The 16153-nt window shown below is 50.1% G+C and carries 14 protein-coding genes and 1 tRNA gene; 10 read left to right on the top strand and 5 right to left on the bottom strand.

Annotated features, from left to right (window positions below):
* Window positions 1-62: 62 nt before the first annotated feature.
* Both EHT25_RS16040 and EHT25_RS16035 read right to left on the bottom strand, forming a co-directional pair.
* Complete coding sequence (locus EHT25_RS16040) at window positions 63-974, bottom strand: DUF58 domain-containing protein (protein ID WP_124876166.1); 912 nt, start codon at window positions 972-974, stop codon at window positions 63-65.
* Between the two features lie 157 nt (window positions 975-1131).
* Window positions 1132-1578: a septal ring lytic transglycosylase RlpA family protein gene (locus EHT25_RS16035; RefSeq protein WP_124876165.1), complete on the bottom strand. Its 447-nt coding sequence runs from the start codon at window positions 1576-1578 to the stop codon at window positions 1132-1134.
* 265 nt (window positions 1579-1843) lie between these two features.
* Between EHT25_RS16035 and EHT25_RS16030 the strand changes: the two genes are divergently transcribed.
* The 5 genes from EHT25_RS16030 (at window position 1844) to EHT25_RS16010 (ending at window position 6322) form a co-directional block, all read left to right on the top strand.
* Window positions 1844-2167: a DUF3276 family protein gene (locus EHT25_RS16030; protein WP_124877064.1), complete on the top strand. Its 324-nt coding sequence runs from the start codon at window positions 1844-1846 to the stop codon at window positions 2165-2167.
* Between the two features lie 187 nt (window positions 2168-2354).
* On the top strand, window positions 2355-3458 hold the full coding sequence (gene ychF / locus EHT25_RS16025) for a redox-regulated ATPase YchF (RefSeq protein WP_124876164.1): 1104 nt from the start codon (window positions 2355-2357) through the stop codon (window positions 3456-3458).
* A gap of 138 nt (window positions 3459-3596) precedes the next feature.
* Entirely contained in the window at window positions 3597-4421 is an 825-nt protein-coding gene (locus EHT25_RS16020) for a LytR/AlgR family response regulator transcription factor (protein ID WP_124876163.1), read from the top strand.
* A gap of 113 nt (window positions 4422-4534) precedes the next feature.
* Complete coding sequence (locus EHT25_RS16015) at window positions 4535-5143, top strand: hypothetical protein (RefSeq protein WP_124876162.1); 609 nt, start codon at window positions 4535-4537, stop codon at window positions 5141-5143.
* Between the two features lie 18 nt (window positions 5144-5161).
* On the top strand, window positions 5162-6322 hold the full coding sequence (locus EHT25_RS16010) for a serine hydrolase domain-containing protein (protein ID WP_124876161.1): 1161 nt from the start codon (window positions 5162-5164) through the stop codon (window positions 6320-6322).
* A 1-nt stretch (window position 6323) separates the two neighbouring features.
* Here EHT25_RS16010 and EHT25_RS16005 read toward each other — a convergent pair whose 3' ends face one another.
* On the bottom strand, window positions 6324-7640 hold the full coding sequence (locus EHT25_RS16005) for a type IX secretion system plug protein (RefSeq protein WP_124876160.1): 1317 nt from the start codon (window positions 7638-7640) through the stop codon (window positions 6324-6326).
* A gap of 110 nt (window positions 7641-7750) precedes the next feature.
* Here EHT25_RS16005 and EHT25_RS16000 point away from each other — a divergent pair, with 110 nt between their 5' ends.
* The 3 genes from EHT25_RS16000 to EHT25_RS15990 all read left to right on the top strand — a co-directional run bounded on the left by EHT25_RS16000 (window position 7751) and on the right by EHT25_RS15990 (window position 9298).
* Window positions 7751-8674: a bestrophin family protein gene (locus tag EHT25_RS16000; protein ID WP_124876159.1), complete on the top strand. Its 924-nt coding sequence runs from the start codon at window positions 7751-7753 to the stop codon at window positions 8672-8674.
* Between the two features lie 57 nt (window positions 8675-8731).
* Window positions 8732-8926, top strand: a complete 195-nt coding sequence (locus EHT25_RS15995; RefSeq protein ID WP_124876158.1) for a hypothetical protein — start codon at window positions 8732-8734, stop codon at window positions 8924-8926.
* A gap of 159 nt (window positions 8927-9085) precedes the next feature.
* Complete coding sequence (locus tag EHT25_RS15990; protein ID WP_124876157.1) at window positions 9086-9298, top strand: hypothetical protein; 213 nt, start codon at window positions 9086-9088, stop codon at window positions 9296-9298.
* Window positions 9299-9308: 10 nt separating this feature from the next.
* On the opposite strand, the gene abc-f is transcribed toward EHT25_RS15990, so the two are convergent.
* The gene (abc-f, locus tag EHT25_RS15985; protein WP_185731388.1) at window positions 9309-11309 is read right to left on the bottom strand and encodes a ribosomal protection-like ABC-F family protein; all 2001 of its coding nucleotides are present in this window, start codon (window positions 11307-11309) and stop codon (window positions 9309-9311) included.
* Window positions 11310-11404: 95 nt separating this feature from the next.
* Here abc-f and EHT25_RS15980 point away from each other — a divergent pair.
* Both EHT25_RS15980 and EHT25_RS15975 read left to right on the top strand, forming a co-directional pair.
* A tRNA-Thr gene (locus EHT25_RS15980) sits at window positions 11405-11477 on the top strand.
* 409 nt (window positions 11478-11886) lie between these two features.
* The gene (locus EHT25_RS15975) at window positions 11887-12186 is read left to right on the top strand and encodes a hypothetical protein (protein WP_124876155.1); all 300 of its coding nucleotides are present in this window, start codon (window positions 11887-11889) and stop codon (window positions 12184-12186) included.
* Here the strand turns inward: EHT25_RS15975 and EHT25_RS15970 are convergent.
* Complete coding sequence (locus EHT25_RS15970) at window positions 12179-15511, bottom strand: class I SAM-dependent DNA methyltransferase (protein WP_124876154.1); 3333 nt, start codon at window positions 15509-15511, stop codon at window positions 12179-12181. The genes EHT25_RS15975 and EHT25_RS15970 overlap by 8 nt on opposite strands.
* Window positions 15512-16153 lie beyond the last annotated feature (642 nt).

Here is a 16153-nt window from a genome sequence, read left to right as displayed (position 1 = left end):
AAGGGAGGAGAGGATGAAAGTATGAGGGTTTACTTCCCTTTTCCTTTCCTCCCTCCTCCTTTTTACTTCATCTTCGTCCGCTTCACCAGGTAACTGGTTAGAATCTGATCGAAGCCTTTGGCAATGTCGGCTTCGATGAAGTCGATCCGGTACTGGCCGCAGCGGAGTTTGAGTTCGTGGTAAAAATTTTTGATGGCGGTCTGGTAACTGTCTCGCACCTGATTCGGCTGTACCTTCACTTTATCACCGGTTTCCAGATCGATGAATTCGTACGGACGCTCGTCGAAGGCGAAATCCTCCTCGGTTTTTTTGTCGGTCACGTGAAAGATCAGCACTTCGTGGAGGTTATGCCGCAGGTGTTGCAGGGCCGAAAACAGGTGATCAACATCCGACACGTTTTCGAACATATCACTAAAAATCACCACCAGCGAGCGTTTATTGATCTTTTCGGCCAGTTGGTGAATCACCTCGGCCGCCGACGTTTTTCGCAGCGGTGGAGGTTGTTGCAGCAACGTATTGAGTTGCTGGAAGATCTTGTGAACGTGCGAGGGCGTCGATTTCGTCTGCGTTTGAATATCGATTCCTTCGGCAAACGTGGTCAGGCTGACGGCATCTTTCTGGCGTTGCAGCAGGTAGGCAATGCAGGCCGACGCCAGAATGCTGAATGTGATTTTGCCGTAACCCGGTTCGGGATAATACATCGTCGACGACGTATCGAGCAGCAGGTGGCAGCGCAGGTTGGTTTCTTCTTCAAACCGCTTGACAAACAGCCGTTCGCTTTTGGCAAACACTTTCCAGTCGATGTAGCGGGTACTTTCGCCGGTGTTGTAGAGCCGATGTTCGGCAAATTCCACCGAAAAACCGTGGAAGGGCGACTTGTGTAAACCGGTGATAAATCCCTCCACCATCTGACGGGCGAGGAACTCCACATTGCCGTATTCCCGGACTTTGAGTAAATCTACTTGCGATGCCATAGTCGTAAAAATACATATCGCGGCCAGATCATCCAAGGGAATCAAAAGGTAGTTCGCGCTCCGGAAGCCTTAATTACATTCCGTGTCTGAAATGCACCCGGTGCCAGCTACTTTCTGTTTCGGTGATCTAACCGCGATACGAAAACGTTGGGCGCGCTTAAATGTTGTCGACAGGTGCCAACAGCGGTTCCAAACCGGGATTAAGAGGAAACAAGTCGGCGGTGGCCGGATCCATTATTTTCCGGTTGTTCCCAACAACCCGGATCGCCACGTTGGCGATGCCCGTTTTGACGATTCCGAGGGCTTTGGCGGCTGAATACGCCAGATCGATGATGCGGCCTTTGCCGTGCGGCCCCCGGTCATTGATCCGTACGACGACGGATTGGTTGTTGGATAAATTGGTCACTTCGACCAGGGTATTCATGGGTAGAGAAATGTGTGCTGCCGTCAGTTTTTCATTCTGATAGCGTTCTCCGCTACTGGTTTTTTTCCCATGAAAGCGTTTTGAATAGAAAGAAGCCTTTCCTTTCTGTATGAGACCTGAATAGGCCTCCGTTGATTTCATACCGCCGAAAAGCAGCATGATCGTGACGATTATACTCATACAGTTTGAGGTTTGGTGGAAAACAAAAAAAGGTTGAGCATCAGACACTTATGCCCCACCTTTAGCAGAAATTTAACAATTCCCTCCTTACAAAGATAACAGCAACTGCTTAAGGAGCAAACTGTTTTCTTAATTTATTCTAGTGTTCTCTTAAAACTGTCCAGTTTGGACCGTACGCTATAAAAATTAATTTAAGGCAATATTTTTGCTAGTTATACTAATCCGCTTATTTTAGCGTTTGAATCACCCCAAACCACCAGAGATTGTGGAAGAAAAAGAGAAAGAAAAAATCTTTTCCAAGCGCGTCAGGGCTGGAAAACGTACCTACTTCTTTGACGTTAAATCCACCCGCGCCAACGATTACTATCTGACCATTACTGAAAGTCGCCGGCATCCGCAGGGCGACGGTTTTATCTATGAGAAACACAAGATGTTTCTGTATAAAGAAGATTTTGACAAATTCTCGGAGGCTTTACATGACACCATTCAATACATTAAATCGGATTTGATGCCGGAATTCGACTTTTCGCAGTACGCAGTCAAAGACGAACTCGAAGATGTTGGCGGCACCGAATTAAAGTGGGAATAACCAACTCTACCCTTCTTCCACAACTTAGCCTCTGATCCACCGGAGGCTTTTTTGTTTTTCGCCCCCGAATGTCCGAACTTTACAAAATAATTTTGAATGATAGAATGAGTGAATAATAGAATGGGCAAGGCAAGCTCATGGATTTATTCACTCATCCTATCATTCGCTCATTCAACATTAAAAATTCATGAGTCTTCAATGCGGTATTGTCGGGCTGCCCAATGTGGGGAAGTCCACGTTGTTTAATGCGATTTCGAGCGGGAAAGCCGAAGCGGCCAATTATCCGTTCTGTACCATAGATCCCAACGTCGGCGTCGTAACGGTTCCGGATGAGCGGCTGGATACCCTCGAAAGTCTGGTCAAACCCCAGAAAGTGGTGCCCACGATTATTGAGTTTGTCGACATCGCCGGTTTGGTCAAAGGTGCCAGTCAGGGCCAGGGGCTGGGCAACAAGTTTCTGGCAAATATCCGGGAAGTCGACGCCATTGTCCACGTCATCCGGTGTTTTGAAGACGACAACATCGTGCACGTCGAAGGGCGCGTGAGTCCGATTTTCGACAAGGAAATCATTGATATTGAGCTACAACTGAAAGATCTGGAGTCGGTGGATCGCAAACTCCAGCGGACCGAAAAGGCCGTTCGCGCCGGTAGCGATGCCAAAGCAAAAGCCGAACTGGAAGTGTTGATCCGCTACAAAAAAGCGCTGGAATCCGGCTTGAACGCCCGAGCAGTGGACGTGACACCCGAAGAACGCTTTGCGGCTGTGGGCGAACTTCAGTTGCTGACCGTCAAACCGGTCATCTACGTGGCCAACGTCGACGAAAAATCGCTGCCCGGCGGTAATAAATATTCCGAGGAGTTGAAAGAAATGGCGAAAAAGGAAGGCGCGGAAGTCGTGATCGTGTGTGCCGCCATCGAAGCCCAGATTGCCGAAATGGAAGATCCGGACGAACGCCAGCTCTTTCTGGAAGAATACGGTTTGCAGGAATCCGGTCTGGATCTGCTCATCAAAGCATCATACCGGTTACTCAATCTGATTACTTATTTTACGGCGGGTGTTAAGGAGGTTCGCGCCTGGACGATCCAGCGCGGCTGGAAAGCGCCACAGGCTGCGGGCGTGATTCACTCCGACTTCGAAAAGCACTTCATTCGGGCGCAGGTTATCAAGATACCCGATTTCGTCCAGTATAAATCACAGGCTGCCGTTCGGGAAGCCGGAAAGCTCTCCGTCGAAGGCAAGGAATACGTCGTGGCCGACGGCGATGTCATGGAGTTTCTGCACAGCGCATAACGACAGCGGGCTAACCACCCGCTTTTTTTATTTAGTGAGACAAAAGAAAAGAGAGGAAAGATAAACGACTAATCGTTTTTAAGTTCATCTCACTTCTTTTCTCTCTTGTCTGACGGTCTACCATACAACGGGAAAACGATGGAGTCATCCACCAAACCGGTCGAGTTGCATCCGTTCCGCGACGTCCGGCTGTTTCTGTTTCTGATTCCGTTTATCAACGCCCTCAATTATTACCTGACGTATACACACATACCGTCGGGCTGGCGGCTGATTGCGACTTTTCTGATCGATACTCTGGAAGGTTATGCCGCCTGGTGGTTAATCCGGTTTCTGATTCAGCAACTGGATCAGCGTTTTCCATACGAGAGAAGTATCATCCAACGCATTATCGTTCAGTGTATTGCGACATCCGTTGCGGGTATTTTAGTCATTGCGTTAACGACGGAATTCGTCAATTTTCTGGCCAGCGATCAGCCGGTTCCGCGCCGGTTTTACACCCACGACATTTTTATTTTCTTCATCTGGATTCTGGCTATCAACGGGATCTACATCGGCGCCCATTTCCACGCTCAGTTTCAGCAGGCCGATCTGACAAAGAACGAAGCGCTGCGCATCCGACAGGACGGTTTTGTGGTTCGGTCCGGCAAACAGAACATTGCGATTCCGTTCCACGAGATTAGCGGTTTTTACGTGGACGGCGAATACACGATGGTGTTGACCGATCAGCAAAAGCGGTACGTGATCGATCAGTCGCTGGACAAACTGGAACAGGAACTCCCCGCCGAGTGGTTTTTCCGGCTCAACCGCCAGTACATTCTGCACCGCCAGACGCTGGCCGCTTTCGACCGGCTGGAAAACGGCAAGCTCAACATTCGGCTCAAACCCACACCCGGTTTTCCGGAAAGCATTCCGATGAGTCGCATCAAGGCACCGGTTTTCAAAAAATGGTTTGTTATTGATTAAATCCTACTACACTTCACGACGATTTTCACTACACTTCACCGAAAAACAGTCCTAAAAACAAGAATTAGCCCATTTTCCTGGCGGTAATTTGCAGCAGCAAAAATGACCACGCCATGGCAAAATCAATTTTACTCCATCTTCTTTTGCTCATCCTGCCGGGCTTAGTGCCGGTTTTCGCACAACAAATTCCGTCGCCTGAACGGCCCAACCGCGACTGGCCGCTCATCGTATGTCTGCAATTCCATTCGATTTCGATGCCGTTTAAGGACCTGAAAAGCACCTTCTCGAACGTCGGCATCAGCCTCGGCACGGAGCTGGCCTACAACCGCCGGAGCAACTTTCTCCAGCAGATTCAGGTCGGTGTTTACCGGAATAAATACGCTGGTAACGGTTTATCGGTTTTCACCCAAACCGCCTATCGTCCGCACGTCGGGCCGGTTTATGCCGAGGTCAAAGCAGGTTTGGGTTACAATTTTGCTTTTCACCCGAACACCACACGTGTGTTTACAAACGGCGAATGGCAGTCGGCTAGTCAGAAAGGGAAAGGGCTGCTGATGGTACCGGTCGGTGTTTCCATTTGCTATCAGTCCAAGAAAACTAGACCGGTTTTTGAGCCCTTCGTCAGTTACCAGTTTTTTGTGTTGCAAGGTTACAATCCCGATGTGCCCATTTTGCCAAACCAGTTGATTCAGGTTGGCTCCCGAATTCATCTTCTTCATTAATTCACACACCATTCCATCATGAAATACCTTATTATTGGAGCGCTGTTGGCGGGTTTGCTGGCCTGCGAGCCCAATGATTTCGCGACGCCCACGGTTTCCTGCACCGAAACGACTCCGCTGAACGCCAAGTACTCCAAAGCCCAACAAGTCCAGAAACTGCTGGACGGTTTTACGGCCGAAGGACTACCCGGCGTTGCCGTGGCGGTATATACACCTAAAGAAGGTTATTGGGCCGGAGCATCCGGTTTTGCGCGGCTGGAAGACAAAACCGCGATGCAAATCTGCCACCTGCAATACAGCCAGAGCGTTGCCAAAACCTACATGGCCGTCGGCATTTTAAAGCTGGTGGAAGCCGGAAAAATTGAGCTTGACAAACCAATTACCGCCTATTTGCCCGCTACTCTCAGCGACAACATTTCCGATGCCGAAACGATTACGGTTCGGAATCTGCTCAACCATACGTCTGGTATTCCCAGCTATTCGCTTGATACCGATTACATTACGGTTTTCCTGCAAAATCCGCTGCGGTCATACACCGGCAAGGAGTATCTGTCGTTCATTCGGAAGGCTTCTTTGCTCTTCAAACCGGGCAGTTATTTCGATTACTCCGATACCAATTACCTGCTGCTGGCTCTCATCGCCAACCAGGTTCACGGCGATCATGCTAAATTGATTCAGGAAAGCGTCATTGCTCCGCTGAACCTGCAACAAACTTTTTATCACAACTTTCAGAATCAACCGAATCTGGTCAACAGTTATTTCGACCGCTTTGGCGACGGGAAGCTGGAAAACGTCTCGCAAATGCAGCAGGTGAACGTCAATTCACTGACCGGCGACGACGGGCTGGTGGCATCTCCATTCGACTACGTCAAGTTTCTGCAAGGATTGTTTGCGGGAAAGTTGTTGTCCGACAAAAGCATGAAAATGATGACCACCTGGGTAAACGACAAAAAAGGAGAACCGAGTTACGGCATGGGGTTGTACCATTCCTATTTTTCGGGCCAGCTCGCATACGGTCATGGCGGAGCCGGTTTGGGCGCGGGCTGCGGATTGTATTATTTCCCCGAAAAACAATTGTATGTCTTTGTCGGCACGAACATGGGTACGCTGACCGATGGCCCGTATGTCCGAAAAGCGGGCGAAATGAAAGATCAGTTGCTGGATTTACTGCTGAACTAACTCATTTCCGCTTGTTGTAACCCATCCGCCGGTAACCGACCAGCTGATCGGCCCGCGAGGCCGGGGGGCGGTGGTACACCAAAATTTCGTAGTCGTTCTCCGTCGCCGAGTAATTTCCCTCGATCAGGATTTCGTTTCCGGAAAGGTTCATTCCGGAGCGCGTCACGGGCGGGGGAATTCCTTTTACGGAATAATTATAGTTATAAACGCCCTGCTTCAGTTGAATTTCCGCCCGATACGCCCGCAACTCCGGCACATAGCTCATCCGGTTCAAATCATTTAACTGCCAGAAATTGAATGCGCTGTTCACGAAAATCTCGGCATTGGCGATCTCATCCATGCGCAGCGTAAAAACCGTATTGATGTAATCCGACTGCGTGGCACCGAGGTGCGTTTCCAGGTGATCGATGACGTATTGCCCGTTAAAATCATCGGTTTGCACATAAACGCCCACACTCCGCGGACCGTCGGTGTTCACAAAAGCCGTGTTGCGGTCCTCCTTCCGGTCGATCCGGTCGATGTAATTGCCGCGCGATAAAACCGTTCGGGTGTCAAAATACCGGTATTCGTTGCCGCCGGGAAAGGTGTTTTTCAAATCGAAAAGGCGGTATTCCAGCAGGTTATCAAACGCCCGGACGTTGGTCGGCCGCAGCCCCGTAACGACGCGGTCGTCGCGGTAATCCTGCCGGACCACAATTTTCAGGTCGTCCTGCGGAGAGATCAGCGGATAGCCCCGGTAGCTGATTTCGAAGTTAATCTGCTGGTCGGTAAACCGCAATTGCGGGTCATTGGCAAACTCCACGGCAGCCGAAACGCCCACGCGATTGAGGTAGGCACAAAACCGCCGACTGAAATAAATCTGACGCGGATTCCGCTCGTTATAAACCACCAGCACATAATTGCCCGGCAATTTTACCTTCGGAACCGGAAACCGGTAATGATAATACGGAATTTTGGTGTTCTGCGAAATCTGGTAATCCTGAATCGGATAGTCGTTGTACTCGTACGTAAACTCGATGTCGTTCAGAATGGACTGTTGCCAGTTGGCATTGCAATGCACGAATTTGGCCCGAAAGGGGCGGAAATTGGCCGTCAGATCGTCGAATTCGAGCATGAGCTGCGTCTCGGCCGCCTGATCGACCACCGGCGGATTGAGCGTCTGCGCCGGATTGGTCGGGTCGTTGCCCAACACCGGATACAACAGCACGGTTTTAATGGCCTGTTCAAAGATCCGGTCTTCCGTCGGCAGGTTTTGGGCCGAGCCCCGGAAGAATACGAAAATTGGAAACAGCAGAAAAAGTCGACGAGACGGCATCATTTATGATTCGTTACATTTGGTATTTATAGGAACGAAATTTTAGGAAATGGCGGTATAAAAAACATTTCAGTGTGTATTTTTGGACTCTGCATCATGAAAAACAACCTATTATGGTCAATTACAACACAAAAGCGTGGCTCCAGTTTTTAGTCAATTTCCCCAAAGCGGATACCGTTCGCAAGCTGTTGCCGTTTTTGGGCCTAATGGCCATTTACTCGTTTTTGGTGGCCTTTATCACCCTGTCTATTTTTCATTTGACCGACAACTCGGATTTGCGACACATTTCCGTGATGCATTCCCTGCTCGGTTTTGTCATTTCGTTGTTGCTGGTGTTTCGAACCAATACGGCGTATGATCGCTGGTGGGAAGGCCGCCGGATGTGGGGATCGCTCACGAACAATAGCCGAAATCTGGCTCTGAAACTGGAACCGCTGCTGGACGAAGCCTCTGCCGAAGATCGGGAATTCTTTCGGGTGATGATTCCCAATTTTGCTTATGCGATGAAAAACCACCTTCGGGCCCATTTCAACGAGAAGGAGTTTACGGAATGTGCGTCGTTTCGACTTACTGACTTGAAGCGGCACGAACACGTTCCGGCGCAGATTTCGGCCGCCCTTACCCGCAAAGTGTACGAATTGCATCGCCGGGGCGTCCTGATTCCCGAACACCTGCTTTTTCTGAACAACGAACTCCTGAGCTTCATGGATATTTGCGGTTCCTGCGAACGGATCAACAAAACGCCCATTCCCTTCTCGTACAGTTCGTTCATGAAAAAATTCATATTCATCTATTGCCTGACGCTCCCGGTCGGTTACGTTTTCAGCCTGCACTACTTTGTGGTTCCGTTTGTCGTCTTTATTTTCTACGTATTGGCCAGTCTGGAAGTGATTGCCGAAGAAATCGAAGACCCGTTCGGTACCGACGCCAATGATTTGCCCGCCGAAACCATTTGCAAAAATATCCGTAATTCGACGGGGCAACTCCTGCCGGTTTCCGAATCGTTCAATGCAAGCGCGACTTCGGATCGTTCCTGAGTTGTTGTTCCGCCAGAAACCACTATTTTGCAGGTAGCTTCATCTCATCCTAACTCCATGAGTATGACTACCGCCCAGAATGTTACTCCGTTTACGTTTCTGGCCATCAAGGTGGGCCTGACGTTATTCGCCAACTCGGTGTTTCATCCGTACGGAAAACGCAAAATCTGGTTACACGGGCCGAAGTCAACCAATACCGCAGCGAGGAAAAGCGGCAAGGAACGATCGGTTATGTGGAACGGCGGCAGATAATGCAGTCGTTTGTTGAGAAGAAGAAGAATCTCATTATCTTCCTCTCCTTCCGTTGATGGCCTTCGTTTTCTGGCTTTTTTTTCTGCGTTCGGGCGTTCACTATGCCGAACACCTGGTAGCACATGTATTCTTTACCGGTTTTTATGCATTGGTTGTTTTGTGCTGCTCACCCCACTGCTGAAACTAATTTCCGGTTTTTGGATGATCCAATTGCAGCATGTGATCCGCCTGACCATTGCCTACTACCGGTTTTTACCCGGACACCGTTCCTTCGGATTGCTGAAAACCGCCCTGTCTTCCCTGCTGTCTCTGACGGCCTGGTGGGTATTTTCGTTTGGAATTGGCTTTCTATATATCCGATATGGCGACTAAAAGGGAGGTTTTACCCCAGTTTCTTCTCCAACTCCTCGGCTTCCAGCATGGCATCTTCCCACTGCTCCTGAACCGAGTCAAGCTGGGTTTTCAATCGCTGATAATCGGCGGTTTTGGCCTGCAGTTTCTTGCCGTCAGCGACAACTATGGGACTGGCCATTTCGGATTCCAACTGCTTGATCTGTTTTTCCAAACCTGCAATTTTCTGCTCAAATTCCTCGGATTGCTGCGTTGCTTTTTTCAACGCCCGCTGCCATTCTTTCCGCTCTTCGTCATTGGCCGTAACCGGTTTTTTGCCGTTCAACGAGCCATTGGAAGTGTTCTGCCCGGTTTTATCCGCCGGTTTTCCATTTTCCGCCAATTTCCCGTTCGAAGGCTGGGGCGTAGCGGGTTTCGTATCTACCGGATTCGACTTGCGCTCTTCCAGCCACCATTCGTATTCGTCGTACGTACCGGGGTATTCCTTGATCTGCTCGTCTTCAATATACCAGATTTTGTTGGCAATCTGCGACACGAAATACCGGTCGTGGGAAACCACCACAAACGTGCCTTCGTATTGATCCAGCGCCTGAATCAGGATGTTGACCGATTGCATGTCCAGGTGGTTGGTCGGTTCATCCAACAGCAGAAAGTTGGCCTGTGAAAGCAGCACCTTGGCCAGTGCCACCCGCGATTTTTCGCCCCCGGAAAGCACTTTGATTTTCTTGAATACATCGTCGCCCGAAAATAGGAAACAGCCCAAAACCGTCCGCAATTCCGACTCTGATTTGGTCGGATTCGCCGATTTCAGCTCTTCCAGCATGTTATCCTCCACGTTCAGCGACTCCAGCTGGTGCTGGGCGTAGAAGCTGAACGAGACGTTATGCCCCAGCCGCCGTTCGCCTTTGGTGGTCGGTTCGGTTCCGGCAATAATCCGCAGCAGCGTTGATTTCCCGCGACCATTGGCCCCGATCAGCGCCACGTGATCGCCCCGTTCGAGTCGGGCGGTGGTATGTGTCAGAATCTTTTTCTCACCGTAATTTTTCGTTACCTCATCGAGATGGAGAATATGCCGACCGGGTTGCGTCGAGAAGTTAAAACGGAAGTTAACGCGGGCATTTTCGTCAATAACCGCATCGACCCGATCCATTTTTTCGAGCATTTTCACCCGGCTTTGAGCCTGCTTGGCTTTGGTCGCCTTGGCTTTAAACCGTTCGATAAACCGCTCGGTCTGCCGGATTTTAGCCTGCTGGTTTTCGTAAGCACCCTGCTGAATTTCGTTCCGCAACGCCTTCTCTTCGAGGTAGAAAGAATAATTGCCCGCGTAATAATTCAACTTGGCACCCGACACCTCCACAATGCTATCGACCACATTATCAAGAAATTCGCGGTCGTGAGACACCACAATCACCGCTCCTTCGTAGTTCAGAATGTATTTTTCAACCCACACAATGGAGGGTAAGTCCAGGTGGTTGGTCGGCTCATCGAGCATGAGCAACGACGGTTTTTGCAGCAGCAGTTTTGCCAGCATCACCCGCATCCGCCAGCCCCCGGAAAAGAGCCGGAGTGGTCGGTGCAGGTCGTCGGTCGAAAAGCCCAGACCTTCCAGAATTTCCTCCGCCTTTGACTGAATCGTGTACCCGTCCAAAGCCGCAAATTCGTCCTGCGCCCGCGCCAGCTTGTCGACCAGCTCGTCGCGGTAGTTGACTTCCATTTCGTGCAAAAGGCCGTCGATGCGTTTTTGCAGGTGGTTCTGACGTTCAAAAGCCTGCATGGCCACCGACAGAATGGAGTCGTCGGTCTGGTACGAAAGCAAATCCTGGTTCAAAAAACCGATGGTAACGTCGCCCGCTTTGGAGATGGTTCCGCCATCGAGTTGGTATTCGCCCATGATCAACCGCAGCAGGGTCGATTTTCCGGTTCCGTTGAGGCCAATGAGACCAATTTTCTGACCGGGCTTGATGTGCATCGACGCATTTTCGTAGAGCGCCCGGCTACCGAGGTAATAAGACAGGTTTGTAAGAGAAATCATGGCCGCAAATTTACGCAATTTTGGCGCGTTTGCTTGCATGGTTTGCAAAGAACCCGTTATATTTGCACCCACAATTTGAAGATTTGCTTCATTTTGCCTCCTTAGCTCAGTTGGTAGAGCGACGCATTCGTAATGCGTAGGTCGCAGGTTCGAGTCCCGTAGGAGGCTCACAGTTCGTATAAAGGCTAATTCGTTTCAGAGTGTAAGTACTCTAAATCAACGAATTAGCCTTTTTGCTTTATATAGCTTTATTAATCGCAATACGGTTTTATAAGGTTTATTCGTCCCCTAATTCGTCCCCTGTATTGATATTGTTTGATATCTTACCATTGACCAAACCAGTCAGTACACATGCGAACCATTACCGATCAGGCTGCAAAGTGCCTGTTAAAAGACCCGCGCTCCACTACCCCCACTTTAATCTACCTCGTTTTTCGTTATCAGTATACGCGATTCAGCGTTACAACCCGACGCTATACTAGTAACCAATGATCCCGAACCGGGTGCGGTTATCTGTCCGGTTACAGGGATTAAGATTGAATGTCCGCGCCCGCGTCAACGTTTCGCATCGGCGTCGATGTTGCAAACTTTATATCATGCCGACCGACGAACATTCGACAAAGTAGCCGCGCAATTTCTGACCGCGAAACAGGCCGGAGCAAACCTTGACCAGCAATGCTACTATATGGCGCATAATATCCGAAATGCCTATACCAATCAATTCAACAATCCATTACGTCGCATTAAAAAATATCAACGTGGCAAAGTGGGTCAAATGCAACTACCATTCCCGGTTAGTACCTCGCAACTTACCGAGCGAATACAGGCAGGAATTGACTACCGGAAAGGGACGCGCTACGAAGTGCAGTTTACATAGCATAGGCTCCTTCAGGCGTTTGCCGTAACAAGGCCAGTGCAGCCAGTGTATCTAACAACGGTTGCACTTTCCCGGCGTTGGTTCGCTGGAACAAGGCGGCTACCTGTTGGGTACTAAGTGGAACGCCCGCCTGTTGAACGGCATCCCGAACGGCCTGCATTTGTTGGGCCAACTCTTTCGGCCATTCCTGTTTAATAACATCGGCAACGGGGGCGTTTGTTGTTGCGGTTGCCGTAGTTTGCAGGTCCATACCTAATTGCTGTTGCCCGGGAGCCTGATACGATGGACGCAAATAACGAATATGCCCGGCGGCTTCCTCAGCGGCTCGTTCGTGATTCAACCTTACAAGTCGGGTTAGGATTTCACTTTCTGGCAGGTCGGGCGGCCAGCCATAGGCATCGGCCACGGCCGCGTCGATCTGTTGGTGCAAACTGAGGACCACCGACGCCAAACCCTGCTGATTGATCGTTTGCTCTTTCGCGTTCAATGATTCGCCCGCCCTTAACTTTTCAACTACGTTGTAGAGGTCGGTTAGCGTTAGGGTCGGGTGTGCGGCCTGTTGGCGTTTGCGGTGTGCGTCTAACTGCTCTGCCAGTTCACGAATACGGTTTTTTTGTTGGGGTGTGGTATCGGGAAAAGGGAATGGCCCAAAACTTCGAGAACTACTGTAACGTGAATCATTACCCACACCTAGCCAACCTCCTGACGCAAAGGCCCATACTTGATGAATTTTGCTTGACATTACTCCAAGATAATATAAGTCATCTAAAGCAAATACGACGATAGTATTATCTGGAACTATACTCCCATCTATGATTGAGAAAATACGATGCTTGGACGTATATGTAGTGACAATAAATTGTTTTAAGCCCTTAAGAGCGGGTCTGAAATTTGCTCGTGGCTCTCCAAAAACCCACCACCTATTACGATATGACTCTCTATTATTCTTGTCTCGCTCAGGCTTTACTAAGTTAAAAATTCGCTGATAAACTTCAGGGTAGTGTTCAATAATTTCCATAGGCTGCAACCCGAATAGGTCAATCACCATAAAACCGCGCGACTTTTGCGACAGGTCACGCCCGTTGACGTAAGGTTTAATATGTTTTTCTAAACCGGGTCTTATACCTAAACCTAGTTGCTGAGCTTCATCGGGCGTTACCAAAAAACCCGCCCCGTAAAGTCCCATTCCTACGTTCGCTAAATCCTTATTGGCCTTTAGTGTAGCCGCACTGTCTAAATCAGCTCCTATTGTAAAATCTGCGTTAATGAACCCAACAGTTTCCGTAAGTTCTACTTCGTGTGCGTCGTCAGTGTCAGTTGCGGTTTCTCTGGTTAGGATTAGCAACTTACCTGGCTGCGAACCCGCCCGTACTACGCTCATAGCAATCCGAACAGCGGCTCCCTGTGCGCTATCGACCCACGGATGATCCGAAATAGCAAACGTCAAAGAAACTGGTGTTTCGGCATCAAGATACTTCTGTATTACCCGCCGGTTAAACGTCTGCGTTATTGAATTGGTCGTAATGAATCCAAAGGCTTCTGTTCGGTTTTGAAGTACAGTTTCAGCAGCCTTCTCCCACCAGTACATGACCAAATCGGCTGATTCCGGTACGACACCTTTATAGGTTTTACGCAGTGCATCAACATATGCGTCTCCCAGCGCTCCCCGCATCGCTTTATCACCAACGAAGGGAGGATTCCCCACAATGAAATTTGCCTCCGGCCACTGTGTAGGCCGGGCGTTAGACAGGCCGTTTTCGTACGTTAGCACGGCGTCCTGTTGCTGGATATTCTCATATTCATCTAACAGCGGTTCGGGTAGTTCACTCATGCCGTGGGTCCGTAGGTGCCATTGCAGGTAACCGATCTTTAACACCACGTCGGCAATCGTAGCCGCGCGGGGGTTCAGTTCAAGGCCCAACAGTTGCCGGGGTGAAATGGTCGTCCCCCCGCTGAGGTTGAGCAGGGCGGTTTGGCCGTAGGAGTTGATAGCCGCCAATACCTCCCCTTCCAATCGTTTCAGGTGTTCGAGCGTCACATACAGGAAATTGCCCGAACCACAGGCTGGGTCCAGAATTTTGATGCTCGTCAGCCGCCGTAAAAACCGTTCCAGTTCGGCGCGGGCGGCTTTGTCTTTGCCTTCTTCCAACAGCCGCGCAGCCGCAGCCTGAGCAGCCGCCCATTCCCGGCGCAGGGGTTCCAGCACCGTAGGAAGAACCAACCGCTCGACGTACCGGCGCGGGGTGTAGTGTGCCCCCAAACTGTGCCGTTCGCGCGGGTCTAAGGCCCGTTCCAGCAACGTGCCAAAAATGGCCGGTTCGACGGCGGTCCAGTCGGCTTCAGCCGCCTTTAGGAGCAAAGTCATTTGATCGGCGGTTAGCGGTAACGCTCGGGCATCGTGAAACAGTTTACCATTGAATTTGCGTACCCTGGCCTTCAGGTCGGGCGAAAAACCGCCCGTGTCCATCGTTCGCCAAAGGGCCTGTAAGGCATCCGGTAAAAATTCCCGTAGGTCCGGCTGGGCGTATTGGCGCAGCATCCCCGTAAAGGAGTCTTTGGGAATCAGGCCCACGTCCTCCGAAAACATCGTAAACAGACACCGCATCAGGAACTGAGCGACCAAATCCGGAGACTGTCCGGCTCTTTCTAATTGCGTTGAAAGTTTGGCAAGGTATTCGGCCAGTTCGCGCGTCACGCGGGCCGACCGGCGGCCAGGGTCCAGTTCGCGCGGGTCAGTCCAGATGAGCCGCAGCATGTCCCGCGTTTCCTCATCGGCCAGTTTCGACAAGGGGAGCCGGTAGCGGGTCTGATCGGGAAAGGGCACAAACTGATCGCCAACGCCCGCAAAGTTGCTGTATACGTCAATGCAGTAACCTACATCGGCCACCAGCACAAACAGGGGCCGGGGTTCGTCGGCCGGTAAGGCCCGCACGTAGCCTAACGCCTGTTGGCGGGCGGTCTGCATCATTTGCCCCCATTTGGTTGTTCCCCGGACGGCGTGCCCTTTCCGGCGTTTTTCGGGAGATAGCCCCAATTCAGCGCGTTCAGCGGCCTTTTGCTGGTCCGGCGTTTGGGTACCCTGTTTGGTTTCCAGCACGAAACAGCTGCGTTTGTAGAGGTCAACACGGCCAATGCTGCGTTTACCATGGTCATTAAACTCAACCGCCCGTTCGAGTACGTAGGCATCCTGGGCGGGGTTATCGGTCGTAGGGTCAGGCCGGGTAACGCCGATTAAATCGCACAGGTCTTGCAGGAACAAACCGTAGTTGGCACGTTCCGCACCGCCCGCCGGTTTCCAACGAGCTTCAAATTCAGTATAGGTCACAGGTGAATACGACGATATGAGTACTTAAAAATGTGATGGGCTATTTACTCAAAAAATGGAACAGTTCTAACGCCTTTACCCATAATTCGTAAAATCAATTGATGGCTCATTGGTAGGTATTCAGGGAGGGGTACAGCAATTCTCTAGCTAAACCGTGAACTGCGACCGCTAGCCTAGTCTTTCGTATGCGTGTGCAAAATTCAGAGGGGGATAAGCCTGTTTTTCATATGTAGACAACAACATAATTTTTCAGGCTCAACGGATTCATAAACGAGCTCCTATTGAGGGAAATAAGAATTTCTAGAGCGGCAAACTGAAAAAACCGACAAAATTCATTTGGCCCTTGTAGGTATATCCAACTGTCAATCCAATGAAATAGGTTACTAATGGAGTAGTCAATAAATCCCGGTCAATTAACCTACGTTTTCTTGACGTTAATTTCTTGACCGGGTTGATGACTTGTATTGAGATACAGGAAGTTGGGAAAAGTCACATTCTACCACAGATATTTTCCCCTCGTTTAATGGACTTGCTTACAGTTGGTATTTAGGTAAATTGAGCAACATAATTCACACTTATATAACACTTTGGAAATGGTGTTCAAACAGACATGGGGCAATCATATCAGGGCAGCTAGATATC

The sequence above is a fragment of the Larkinella rosea genome, from assembly GCF_003858635.1.
Lineage (GTDB): Bacteria > Bacteroidota > Bacteroidia > Cytophagales > Spirosomataceae > Larkinella > Larkinella rosea.
Note: the sequence above shows the minus strand (reverse complement) of the source record. Positions and strands in the feature narration are given on the sequence as shown.

Bases quoted from the DNA above. Each gene is read 5' to 3' on its own strand.
- EHT25_RS16040 (WP_124876166.1), bottom strand. From the start codon at position 974: ATGGCATCGCAAGTAGATTTACTCAAAGTCCGGGAATACGGCAATGTG.
- EHT25_RS16035 (WP_124876165.1), bottom strand. From the start codon at position 1,578: ATGAGTATAATCGTCACGATCATGCTGCTTTTCGGCGGTATGAAATCA.
- ychF (WP_124876164.1), top strand. From the start codon at position 2,355: ATGAGTCTTCAATGCGGTATTGTCGGGCTGCCCAATGTGGGGAAGTCC.
- EHT25_RS16020 (WP_124876163.1), top strand. From the start codon at position 3,597: ATGGAGTCATCCACCAAACCGGTCGAGTTGCATCCGTTCCGCGACGTC.
- EHT25_RS16015 (WP_124876162.1), top strand. From the start codon at position 4,535: ATGGCAAAATCAATTTTACTCCATCTTCTTTTGCTCATCCTGCCGGGC.
- EHT25_RS16010 (WP_124876161.1), top strand. From the start codon at position 5,162: ATGAAATACCTTATTATTGGAGCGCTGTTGGCGGGTTTGCTGGCCTGC.
- EHT25_RS16005 (WP_124876160.1), bottom strand. From the start codon at position 7,640: ATGATGCCGTCTCGTCGACTTTTTCTGCTGTTTCCAATTTTCGTATTC.
- EHT25_RS16000 (WP_124876159.1), top strand. From the start codon at position 7,751: ATGGTCAATTACAACACAAAAGCGTGGCTCCAGTTTTTAGTCAATTTC.
- EHT25_RS15995 (WP_124876158.1), top strand. From the start codon at position 8,732: ATGAGTATGACTACCGCCCAGAATGTTACTCCGTTTACGTTTCTGGCC.
- abc-f (WP_185731388.1), bottom strand. From the start codon at position 11,309: ATGATTTCTCTTACAAACCTGTCTTATTACCTCGGTAGCCGGGCGCTC.
- EHT25_RS15975 (WP_124876155.1), top strand. From the start codon at position 11,887: ATGTTGCAAACTTTATATCATGCCGACCGACGAACATTCGACAAAGTA.